The sequence below is a fragment of the Nostoc sp. genome (assembly GCF_036918245.1).
GTDB lineage: Bacteria > Cyanobacteriota > Cyanobacteriia > Cyanobacteriales > Nostocaceae > Nostoc.
The window spans coordinates 19012-31256 of the sequence record NZ_JBALEF010000089.1 but is presented as its reverse complement, the minus strand read 5'-3'; the positions used below and the strand labels follow the sequence as shown (position 1 = coordinate 31256).

The following is a 12245-nucleotide window of genomic DNA, read 5'->3' as shown; positions in this document are numbered from 1 at the left end:
ATACTAACTTTTAAATCTACTATAGACTTTATTGCATACAAGTTCAGTCTCGGAAGGAAATCTTAAATCAACTAAAATACATATAGTAATCCAATTTGATTCATGAACTTGCTTGCATAGATAAGGAACAGGTGGACACGAAAAAAGAGAATAGAGGTGTACTGAGTTTTTTCAGAAACAAAATATGAGTCATTTTTTTCACTTATTATCTATTTTATGCATTAAATCTAAATTAAAATTTAAACTAATTTACTTAAAAAAACTCTTACAACAATTAGCCTTAGCTTAAACTTTAATTTTTATGATATTAGTTGAAGGTCAAAATTTATCAAACTATGTTTTATAAATCGTTTCCATTATTGGTGATTGGTTTATGGGGAGTTATAGTACTGCCTCTGCCAAATCGAGTAAGCGCTATAACTCCTCTAACGCGAGCAGAGATTCAGAACCTCCGCAACATCGTACAACTGATACCCAAAGATAAATTGAAGAAACGTCCTGCACGCAAATTAGATGCAATGACCCCTGGGGACGGGTTGTCAACTGGTCGAGCTTCCCTAGCAGATTTACGTTTTAATGATGGCTCTTTGGCACGAGTTGGAGAACAGGCGTTATTTCAATTTTTGCCGAAGACTCGTGACTTTAAACTGACAAACGGGACTGTATTGTTGCTCATCCCACCAGGAAGGGGGCAAACACGTATACAAACACCAAATGCAGCAGCAGCAATTCGTGGTTCAGCATTATTTGTACGCTACGACCAACAAACAGACACCACGATTGTGGGTGCGCTGACAAATAGCGGCATCGAAGTTTCTAACAAGAAAGCTTCTGAAACTCAGGTGTTGGAAGCAGGGCAAATGGTGATTATAGTTAAAGGCGAATTTCAGAGGTTATATGATTTTGATCTAAGAAATTTTTATGAAACGAGCCAGATGGTTCGGGAACTTGATTTGAACAGGCAGAGTCCTGTGTCTACACCTGATCCTGCAATCACCAGTGTTCAAGCCGAAACTGCTGCGGCTTTGGAAGCACAGCCACCTATAAAAGGCGAGGGAGTAATTGAAAACCCCTCTATTATGCAGCTAACTTCACCAGTTGGCCAAACTGAGAAATCACCCGTAACCTCAACAGATCCAAAACCCGTAACCTCAACAGATCCAAAACCCGTAACGCCAACAGATCCAACACCCGTAACACCAACACCTGTAACCTCAACAGATCCAAAACCCGTAACGCCAACAGACCCAACGCCCGTAACACCAACACCTGTAACCTCAACAGATCCAAGATCCGTAACGCCAACAGATCCAACACCCGTAACACCCGTAACTCCAACACCCGTAACCTCAACAGATCCAAAACCCGTAACGCCAACAGATCCAACACCCGTAACACCCGTAACACCAACACCTGTAACCTCAACAGATCCAACACCCGTAACACCAACACCTGTAACCTCAACAGATCCAACACCCGTAACACCAACACCTGTAACCTCAACAGATCCAACACCCGTAACTCCAACAGATCCAACGCCCGTAACACCAACACCTGTAACCTCAACAGATCCAACACCCGTAACTCCAACAGATCCAACGCCCGTGACACCCGTAACTCCAACACCTGTAACTCCAACACCCGTAACTCCAACAGATCCAACACCCGTAACACCTGTAACTCCAACACCTGTAACTCCAACACCCGTAACTCCAACAGATCCAACACCCGTAACACCTGTAACTCCAACACCTGTCACTCCAACAGATCTAACACCCGTAACACCCGTAACTCCAACACCTGTAACCCCAACTGACTCTCCAAGTACATAAAAATTGCTAATGGGGGTAAAAAATGCTATGCGAAAGCCGAAGACAGTACGTTTTGTCATAATTTTGCGTAATTCCTGTGGAACTTAGCTGCTCCAATGCGGTAGCACAGACTTATGCTCGATTAGGGGCAGAACTATACAACTGTTAACTACTGCCTTTACTGCCGCCAAAGCAAAAAGTGATATTCCCTACGACCAGATAGCATCTGCTAACGCTAGATTAAATCAAGGACAGGACTTACACAGGGTTCACGGGATATCCTTATATAGTTCAATCAGATTCTGTGTGTAAGTTCCCAGGAACTAACTTGTTGCGAAAGAGAACATAAACTTATGACTTTTGATTACGACCTGTTTGTAATTGGTGCGGGTTCTGGAGGTTTGGCGGCTTCCAAACGAGCGGCTAGCTACGGCGCAAAAGTGGCGATCGCTGAATATGATTTAGTTGGTGGCACTTGTGTAATTCGCGGTTGCGTTCCCAAAAAACTCATGGTGTATGGCTCTCACTTTCCTGCACTGTTCAGTGACGCTTCAGGCTATGGTTGGAAAGTGGGTAATGCGGAGTTTGACTGGGAATATTTCATTACATCTATAGATAAGGAAGTTCGGCGACTGTCGCAACTACACATCAGCTTTTTAGAAAAAGCCGGAGTAGAACTATTTTCCGGTCGCGCCACATTGGTAGACCCCCACACTGTAGAAGTTGATGGACGTAAGGTTACAGCAGACAAAATTTTAATTGCAGTTGGTGGGCGTCCCGTCAAGCCAGATTTACCAGGGATGGAGCATGGCATTACCTCCGACGAAATCTTTCATTTAAAAGAACAACCAAAACACATCGTCATTATTGGCGCTGGTTATATCGGCACGGAATTTGCTTGTATTATGCGCGGTTTGGGTTCTGAGGTGACACAAATTACCAGAGGTAAAAAGATTTTGAATGGGTTTGATGAAGATGTCCGTATAGAAATTGAAGAGGGTATGATGAACCACGGAATTCGCTTGATTAAGAATAATGTGGTGAAAGCAATTGAACGCCTCCCAGAAGGGTTGAAACTGACTTTATCAGGAGACGACCAAGAACCACTAATTGCTGATGTGTTTTTAGTAGCGACCGGTCGAACCCCCAATGTAGATGGATTAGGTTTAGAAAACGCTGGGGTTGATGTTGTCGCCAGTTCTATCGAAGGGCCTGGATACCCTACCACAAGTGCGATCGCAGTCAATGAATATAGTCAAACTACTCAACCAAATATTTTTGCTGTTGGTGATGTCACCGACCGAATCAATTTAACTCCTGTAGCTATTGGCGAAGGTCGCGCCTTTGCCGATAGTGAATTTGGGGATAATCGCCGCGAATTCAGTCACGAAACTGTGCCCACAGCCATATTTTCTAACCCAGAAGCCGCAACAGTCGGCTGGACAGAAGCCGACGCACGAGAAAAACTCGGTGATGCCGTCAAAATTTTTCGTACTCGCTTCCGCCCCATGTACCATAGTTTGACTGGTAAGCAAGAGAAGACAATGATGAAGTTGGTGGTTGATAGCAACACCGACAAAGTTCTAGGTGCTCACATGGTAGGTGAAGGTGCAGCTGAGATCATCCAAGGTGTGGCGATCGCCATCAAGATGGGTGCAACCAAAAAAGACTTTGATGCTACTGTGGGTGTCCATCCCTCAGCCGCAGAGGAATTTGTCACAATGCGGTAATAAGAGTTATGGGTTATGAGTTGAAGAAAGAAACTCATAACTTAAAACTTATAATTCCTAACTCTTCACTCCTAACTCCTAACTATTAACATTGCACTACATATATCTTCACGGCTTTGCTTCCAGCCCTAAATCTGCTAAGGCGCGGGATATAGGCGATCGCTTTACTCAAATTCAGACAAAGCTGAAAATTCCCGATCTTAATGCTGGCGATTTTTTCCAATTGACAATTACTCGTCAGCTGGCTCAAGTTGCCGCAGAATTCAGCAATGATTCTACACCAGTAACGCTTATTGGCTCAAGTTTGGGTGGTTTGACTGCTGCCCACTTGGGACAACAAAATTTACAAGTGCAACGCTTAGTTTTGCTAGCACCAGCTTTTGGGTTTTTATCCCATTGGTTGCCCAAACTAGGGGATGAAGAAGTACAGCGTTGGCAGCAAGAAAAATATATCATGGTCTACCACTATGGAGAAGAGCGAGCGCTTTCCTTAAGTTACGATTTCGTTACAGATGCTGCCCAATACCAAGAAAAGCTTTTGCAACGCCCTATCTCCACACTAATTTTGCATGGCAAAAAGGATGAAGTCATTCCGATCGAAGCTAGTCGGGACTTTGCGCGTTGGCGAAGCCCACCGCAGGTATCGCGTCCTTGGGTGGAATTAGTCGAACTCGACAGTGACCACGCCTTGGGTAATGTTATGGAAGAAATTTGGCAGGCAATTCGCCTCTTTTGCCAATTACCTTGAAGTTGTAAAATATTAGACTTACACATAACTAATGTCCTTAGTCATTTGTCCTTTGTTAGTTACTAATGACCAATGACTAATGACCAATGACTAATGACTAAAACTATGCTTCCCTTCATCCGGTCAGATTTAGCCCAATTCACCGCCTATAAACCTCATCCTAGCAGCGATAAAGCCGATGTCGCCACACAGTTCGATCGGTTAGATACAAATGAAAGCCCCTACGATTTACCACCTGAGTTAAAAGAGAAGCTGGCGTGGACGTATCAGCAAGTAATTGAAACAAATCGTTATCCAGATGGCGGACATGAAACACTTAAGAATGCGATCGCCGAATATGTCAATCAATCAGCCGCCCTCTCGTCATCGTTGTTTACTACTGCCAATATTTCTGTTGGTAATGGTTCAGATGAAATTATCCGCTCTTTATTAATTGCCACCTGTCTAGGAGGAGAAGGGTCAATTTTAGTTGCCAATCCCACTTTCTCTATGTACGGGATTTTGGCGCAAACTTTAGGGATTCCTGTAGTGGCAGTGGGGAGAAATGAAACAAATTTTGAAATTGACATAAGCGCCGCACAGTCTGCGATCGAACAAACTCAAAATCCCCCGATTCGCGTAGTTTTCGTAGTACATCCTAATTCGCCGACTGCCAACAGTTTAACTGAGGCAGAGTTGGCATGGTTAAGAAGTTTGCCAGAGCATATTTTGGTAGTAATTGATGAAGCTTACTTTGAATTCAGTCAAACTACTTTAGTAGGTGAATTAGCACAGCGTTTTAATTGGGTAATATTACGCACTTTCTCTAAAGCTTTCCGATTGGCATCTCTCCGTATTGGTTATTGCGTCGCTCATCCCGAAACGATCGCCATTTTAGAAAAAGTTCGTTTACCTTACAATCTCCCTAGTTTTTCCATAGCAGCAGCATTAGTTGCTTTACAAAATCGTACACTCTTGCTGCAATCAATTTCCCAAACTCTGAGTGAACGAGCCAAACTCATCGAAATTTTATCCCAACAACCAGAACTACAAATTACTCCAAGTACTGCCAACTTTATTTACCTGCGTCTTAAACCAAATGGCTTTAATTCACAAGAAGTTGCTTTAAAAACTTTCCACCAGAAACTTAGAACACTGGGCACTATTGTGCGACACATTAGCGGAGGATTACGAATTACTGTCGGAACAATAGAGGAAAACGCCCGCACTGTTAATCGAGTAAAAGCTGCTTTGGCTAATTTGTCATCTTAGCAATTTACTCAGTAATTAAACCTGCTATTCACCTCACTGCCCAAACGGCGAACTACTCCCACTGTTTGTGGCAGCACACCCACTAAAAGAGCAAAAGCAACATCCGGCAAAAGAGCCACTATTTCTGGTGGAAAGTATTGTTCAAATTGATCGAGAATTTTCTGCACTCGCTGCCCAGGCAATGGATTTTCTGTAATTTGTTTGATCAATCGAATCCACTGTCGCCTAATCAAGTAAGCCTTCTGGCGTTCTTCATTAGATTCAGGAGTTAATAAAGAAAGATTACCTATAGGCAGTGCCCTTTGGCAATCACAATCGTAATCCCCACCCACAGCAGCCCCAGGCCCAGCAAACTCTGCATGGTAGCGTTTAAAGAGTATTAATCCATTTCGCCTACGACTATTGACAATGAAAACTTCTCCACTGTGCAAACGTGTAAGGATATCCGAGCCTTGCGATTGCTCAGTTCCGTCTGACATGACAACAGAGTCAAGGAAAGTTGTTTCAGGGTAATAAGTTGATACCATAGAGGTCTGATAGCGTCGATGCTGTTCGCTATCCATGTTTTTTAAACTTTTAATGAATGTTGTTGTAGTATGCACTTCAAAACGGAATTAACTGTTATATCAAATCAAGTTTTTGAATTCTTTTATTATCAAGACCTTTCTGGTCAATCCAACTAAAAATAGCAATATATAGGCGTTGTTTCAGTAATTGAGTGATTATATTTTATAAAATATAACTAGATTTGTCTCTAAACTATACTAGTGTTTTATTAAAGTTTTTATAAAGATGAATATATGAATTACAAAGTTATTATGAGGAAGTAATTATTTCTTGCAACGCGATTTCGCGTATGTTGCCATTATAGTCCATTTTCAGCTATATCGAATGCTTTAAAAAATTTGTTAACCATAAATCCCAAAAGGCTAAATTTAACATTTTTTAATATTAAAAATATTTACCAAAAAGATAATTTGTTTAAACGGACGAGGGGATTTTTCGTAAAAAGTTTAAATAAAATATTCTTTTGAGAAAAAATTATCAAAAGCTATTTACTCGCTTCGTAAATTAACAAACATGTTTTAGTTTTGATCTATAGGACTCCTGTTTGATTGCGTGAAAAAGCCAGTATAACTCAAAGAGCCTTCTTTACCGTTAGCTCTTGCCTGCTAAACTACGTAAGTTCTCCAAATCAAAGCGGATTTATCTAGATATTTAGCTAATATTGGCTAGATTTCTAATTAAACCTCGTCTATTTGAAAACCTAAAGTTCTTAAGAAAAGTATATTATTTAGTCCTGGCTTGAGTTTTGAGCTTTCTCTAAGTCAAAATAACTATGGTTCTCAAGGTAGACGTGGTTTAGCCTAGTTTGTGTTTAATTACCGCTATGATTTATAGATTTTATCGAATTAATTGGAATAAAACACAAAACTTGACAATTGCCAAAACAAAATTCAGATAATGGAATCAGCACTCAGGTGCTTGTGCAATAACATCTGGCTTGAGCGTCTTAGAAGAAATGTATTCCAATTAGATTCGACTTTATGCACTCGATATCCCAGCTTGAAATAAAGCTGTCTTGCTTGATGATTATTTTCTAAAACATGGAGATATAAGTCTTGAAATCCCCACTCGCGAGAGACTTTTTCACAGCTAGTAAGTAATCCTGAAGCCACACCATGTCTACGGTATTTTGGGTGAACCGCTAAATTAGATAAGTAAGGAAAACCTACACCAACCTGGCTCCATGAATCACTACTGTAACGTACACCCATTTCCACACTTCCCACTAAGTTATTAGCCTCACCAGTAGTAGCTTCAAGGGCAACTAAGCAAAGATGACGGGGCGTAGGTGATGCCATCCGATGTCTTAAGTCTTCGTAAATACCCAGACGTAGCAACGGGAAAGCCCATCCCCATATACCCTTATGGGAGTGAAAGCTTTCAGTAATAATTTGGGCAACACCAATCAAATCAGCAGGTGTAGCTGTACGAATTTGGAATTGGTAGGAAGCTGGATCGATTGGCTGTTGCTGGTATGGGTGAAAAAACCGATATTTCAAGGCTAGTTTAGTATTGATTTTATTCAACAAAAATTTTCTCAAATATCCTAAAACAAGATTTAAATTAAATCAGAACTTAAGAATTGCCGAGGAGATTTAACTGAACCAATATTGCTAATTCGCTTTTGCTTGTCGATTAAACAAATTACACTTTAGCTTAGAGTTTTCTAACCTGCATTTTGAAAGAGTATTAGGAGTTACGACTTCATAAATTTATAACCTTAAATTCAGTATATTCATTGCATCCCTTGTTTTAGGTAGGCAAGATATCAAACTGATTGCCACAAAAACATCTGTAAAGTGATAGAGGTTTGAGCAAGTGGGCAGAGGAATAGCATAACTTGTCCGTAAGCAGCATCTCCGAAATTGTTAAGTAAGTACACTATTGGCAAGCTCTGGTTTCAAACCACCCTTGGTTGCAGTACTTAACTTGTTTTTGCAGTTGCCGCTACACTGACACTACTTTGCTACCAAGTCATCCAAATAGGCTGTATAGGTACTGGGACATGAATCTGTAAGGTTCCCTAATCCCTAATCTCTAACTCCTCAACCACTACCACTTGTCTTAATGATAGTTCTGATTGCTAAATTAGAAAGAGGTATTTGTCTAATAGTATACTTTGGCTTTAAATCTTATTGTTTTAATTTCGCTGACTCTACCATGACTACCATAAATAAAATTTACCTGCAAGTGTTATTACAACAGCTGTGGAGGGAAAACTTAATATGCAGCTTTATCTGGATTTTTCAGCCGGCTATGAGCGCTGTATGTATTATCAGACATTGCTCACAGGAGGTGAAAAAAGATTTGGCAAGCAAGCGTCGACTCTGTAACACTAAAACTGACAATGAAAGCAATTACACTGCACCAACGCAAACGGTAATCGGTACAAGCAATTGAGACGAATTACTGTGAGTAAACGCTCCTACATTCAGCAGTCATGTAGCCAAACAGCCTTATTGGTCGAAATGCTCTGCTCTTACCTGACTCAGAAAAATCCTTACCTGATCAGATTATTCTTTATCCGACTGCCGTTGCAGCAGGAAAGCGGTGCATGAAATCCCAAGCAAACAGTAAGCCTAAAATTTTGGTTGTCGATGATGAACCAGACAACCTTGACTTGCTTTACCGCACTTTCTATCGTGATTATAAGGTGCTAAGGGCAACCTCTGGTCCTGCGGCACTCGATCTGCTGGCTCAAGAGGGAGAGATCGCGGTGATCATCTCCGATCAGCGGATGCCGATGATGAGCGGTACAGAATTTTTGAGCCTGACAGCAACTCAATATCCAGATATTATCCGGATTATTTTAACTGGCTACACCGATGTCGAAGACTTGGTGGAAGCAATCAATGCTGGCAAGGTATTTAAATATGTAACTAAACCGTGGGAAGCGGAGGAACTAAAAGCAGTGGTACGCCAAGCTTTGGATACCCACAATGTCCTCAAAGCTAGAACCCGCGAACTTACCCGCACACTCCGTCAAGAATCGCTGCTGAATACTGTTACCAATACGATTCGCAGTGCTTTAGACTACAGACAAATTTTGCAAGCAATTGTAGATACAGTGGGTCACATGTTGGAGGTGGATGTCTGTCTGTTGCGTCCCTTCCAAGATGAGCAGTTGGCGGATAAAGGGTTTATTTATCAGAAGCCTCTTTCTGAAGAAGCAGAGGTGCAGGAGATCGGAGCGGAAGTAGCAGTATGTCTTTCCTCTTTGCCCTCTATATCCTCTGCTTCCCCTCTGTCTCTTTTGGCTCAGACGGTGTGGGAAACCCGCGAAGTTCAGGTGATTCACGATGTAATTGATGATGAGCGCATTCACGGTAACACTCCCGAACTGCGCGAGCGTGGCCAAGCTTTTGCTGCTGCTAACATTTGTTCTAGTTTAGTTGTGCCATTGATCTGCCAACAAGAACTGATGGCAGTGCTAGCACTGCACCAGTGTTCTCTGCCTCGCTTTTGGGGAGATGATGAGGTGCAGTTAGTGCTGATGGTAGCGGATCAGGCAGCCTTAGCTTTGTCTCAAGCTTATGCTTACGAACAAGTACGTGCCCTTGCCAAGCGAGAGAGCTTGATTAATACGATTACTAGCGCGATTCGCTCTAGCTTAGATCCTCAAGATATCTTTGCGGCAATTACCCAGCAATTGGGACAAGCTTTACAAGTCGATGGCTGTGTCCTGTCTTTATGGACTGAGGAAGATGAGTTTGTTGAGTGTGTGGGCTTGTATGACAGTTTTCAACATCCAGAAAATTTACGATTACCAGCCCCAGACAATAAGTTAGGTAGCAATAATCACCTACAAAAGCAGAGATTACCCTATTCTCAAGCATCTATACAGGAGAATCCCATCCTCCAACAAATGCTACAGACACATGAACCTGTGGTAATTGGTAATGTGAGTCATTCTCCCTCGGATGTGCGGGGTTTTGATTTGCCTTTAAAAATGCCAGCGCGATCGCTAATGTTTGTGCCATTATTGGCTGATGGAAAATGTATCGGTAGTATTACCTTGCATGAAGGTAAAAAAGTACGCCAATGGTTGCCATCTGATATCGATTTGGCCAAAGCAGTAGCAGCGCAAGCCGCGATCGCTGTGCAGCAGTCACATTTGTATCAAAAAACTCGCCAACAAGCTGAACGCTTACTGGAATTAGACAAACAAAAAACCGAATTTTTCCAAAATATTTCCCATGAGTTTCGCACACCGATCACCTTAATTCAAGGGCCCTTAGAGTCGGCGGTGGCGGCTGGTGAGGGATTATCTTACTCTCAAAGTGCGATCGCCCTGCGTAACTCCCGCCGCCTGCTGCGACTGGTAAATCAACTCCTGGACTTACAACGCCTGAATGCAGGGAGAATGCAGCCAAATTTCCATCCCTGCGATTTAGTCGAATTTGTCAGCCAAATAGTGGAATCTTTTCGTCCCTACTGCGAGAAAAAGAGACTGCATCTCGTTACCCAGCTAGATGAATGTTCGATGGTCTACTTAGACATGGAAAAATTTGACAAGGTGGTTTATAACCTCTTGTCAAATGCCATGAAGTTTACTCCTGAAGGTGGGACGATCGCACTCAGACTAAAATCTGAGCGCGATCGCTGCATCTTGCAAGTACAAGATACTGGAATTGGTATTGTTAAAGAACAAATTCCTTACCTATTTGAGCGCTTTCGCCAAGCTGAAGGTTCAGCAAATCGCTCCTATGAAGGCAGTGGTTTGGGTTTAGCTTTAGTTAAAGAATTAGTAGAATTACATGGTGGTCAAGTCAGTGTGGAATCAGTTTATGGTGAAGGTACTACCTTTAGTTTATGGCTGGTGACTGGAAATGCTCATTTACCTGCACAGCAAGTACTAGAAACGCCTACCGAACTGAATACCAGCCGCGCTAGCGTAGAATTGGCTGATTTAGAACTAGTAGAGTCAACAACAGACAATATTGAAGATATTACAATAAACCTCTCCCCCAGTGTTGATACTAAAGACTCAGCACATAAGACTCAGCACTCAATTTTAGTTGTAGATGACAACCCCGATTTGCGAACCTATGTATCTGAAATTTTCCGCCGCAACGGCTATCATGTACAGACAGCTCGTAACGGTCATGAAGGGCACAGTAAAGCTAAGGAAATTATACCCAGCTTGATTGTGACTGACTTAATGATGCCTTTAGTGAGCGGACTTGAGATGATTCAGATGATCCGCAATGAGGAGACTTTGAAAGGAATACCAATCATTCTGCTGACAGCGAAAGTAGATGAAGAAACCCGCATCGAAGGTACAGAACATGGCGCGGACGCTTATTTAGCAAAACCATTCAACGATCGGGAACTTTTGGCGGAAGTTCGCAATCTTTTAGCATTGAAAGAAAATGAACGGCGAATTGTGGAGTTAAATACTTATCTAACAGAATCGGTGCTAAAGCGCTTTTTGCCTGCCGTGTTGGTGCAAAAAGCCGCAACCGGAGATTTAACGTTAGATTTGCGCCCAGAACCACGCTTAATTACAGTTTTGTTTAGCGACATTGTGGGTTTTACACAGCTAGCAAATACTCTCAGATCCAGACGAGTCGCGGAGTTGCTAAATGAATATTTAGAAGCCATGACCAAAGTTGTCTTTAGCAATGGCGGCACTGTAGATAAATTTATGGGAGATGCTATCTTAGCTTTATATGGAGCGCCGGAAGAACTAACTCCTAATGAACAAGTACGTCGTGCCATTAATACAGCAAGAGCAATGCACCGCTCACTGGCTGACTTGAACCAGCGCTGGCGAGAGCAAGGTGTATTCGATAGCAACAAACTTACTAGCGTACAGTTCCGGTGCGGTATTCACCAAGGTACTGCTGTTGTGGGGATGTTTGGTAGCGCTGAACGCGCCGATTATACTGCTATTGGCCCAAGTGTGAATATTGCTGCAAGGTTGCAAGCTGCTGCTGTTCCCGGTACAATCCTGGTTTCTGCTGCCGTAGCAGATTATTTACAGGAAGGAGAAATTACTAAAGGTAGGCCACTAGAACTTAAAGGAGTAGATGAAACAGTTTTGACTTTCGCTGTTACACCAGAGGTAATGGTTAATCGCTAAAATTTAGACTGGTATTTTAAAGCATTACCAATGAGTAAAAGTGCATAATCATA

Annotated in this window: 7 protein-coding genes; 5 read left to right on the top strand and 2 right to left on the bottom strand. The window is 42.1% G+C overall.

Features of this window, described 5'->3' with window-relative positions:
• Nucleotides 1-335: 335 nt before the first annotated feature.
• From V7L12_RS25255 to V7L12_RS25240, 4 genes are all read left to right on the top strand, one after another.
• Entirely contained in the window at nt 336-1832 is a 1497-nt protein-coding gene (locus tag V7L12_RS25255) for a FecR family protein (protein ID WP_335088531.1), read from the top strand.
• A gap of 332 nt (nt 1833-2164) precedes the next feature.
• Nucleotides 2165-3541: a glutathione-disulfide reductase gene (gene gor / locus V7L12_RS25250; protein ID WP_335088529.1), complete on the top strand. Its 1377-nt coding sequence runs from the start codon at nt 2165-2167 to the stop codon at nt 3539-3541.
• A 91-nt stretch (nt 3542-3632) separates the two neighbouring features.
• Nucleotides 3633-4289, top strand: coding sequence for a YqiA/YcfP family alpha/beta fold hydrolase (locus tag V7L12_RS25245; protein WP_335088527.1), 657 nt, complete (start codon nt 3633-3635; stop codon nt 4287-4289).
• Nucleotides 4290-4394: 105 nt separating this feature from the next.
• Nucleotides 4395-5540: a histidinol-phosphate transaminase gene (locus V7L12_RS25240; protein WP_335088582.1), complete on the top strand. Its 1146-nt coding sequence runs from the start codon at nt 4395-4397 to the stop codon at nt 5538-5540.
• An 8-nt stretch (nt 5541-5548) separates the two neighbouring features.
• Here V7L12_RS25240 and V7L12_RS25235 read toward each other — a convergent pair whose 3' ends face one another.
• Nucleotides 5549-6103, bottom strand: coding sequence for a hypothetical protein (locus V7L12_RS25235; RefSeq protein WP_194043947.1), 555 nt, complete (start codon nt 6101-6103; stop codon nt 5549-5551).
• An 894-nt stretch (nt 6104-6997) separates the two neighbouring features.
• Nucleotides 6998-7633, bottom strand: a complete 636-nt coding sequence (locus tag V7L12_RS25230) for a GNAT family N-acetyltransferase (protein WP_335088525.1) — start codon at nt 7631-7633, stop codon at nt 6998-7000.
• Nucleotides 7634-8661: 1028 nt separating this feature from the next.
• On the opposite strand from V7L12_RS25230, the gene V7L12_RS25225 reads away from it, so the two are divergent.
• A complete protein-coding gene (locus V7L12_RS25225; protein WP_335088523.1) occupies nt 8662-12192 on the top strand; it encodes a response regulator in 3531 nt (1176 codons plus the stop codon).
• Nucleotides 12193-12245: the final 53 nt, after the last annotated feature.

Coding starts and splice junctions, on each gene's coding strand:
- V7L12_RS25235 (WP_194043947.1), bottom strand. CDS start 6,103: ATGGATAGCGAACAGCATCGACGCTATCAGACCTCTATGGTATCAACT.
- V7L12_RS25240 (WP_335088582.1), top strand. CDS start 4,395: ATGCTTCCCTTCATCCGGTCAGATTTAGCCCAATTCACCGCCTATAAA.
- gor (WP_335088529.1), top strand. CDS start 2,165: ATGACTTTTGATTACGACCTGTTTGTAATTGGTGCGGGTTCTGGAGGT.
- V7L12_RS25225 (WP_335088523.1), top strand. CDS start 8,662: ATGAAATCCCAAGCAAACAGTAAGCCTAAAATTTTGGTTGTCGATGAT.
- V7L12_RS25255 (WP_335088531.1), top strand. CDS start 336: ATGTTTTATAAATCGTTTCCATTATTGGTGATTGGTTTATGGGGAGTT.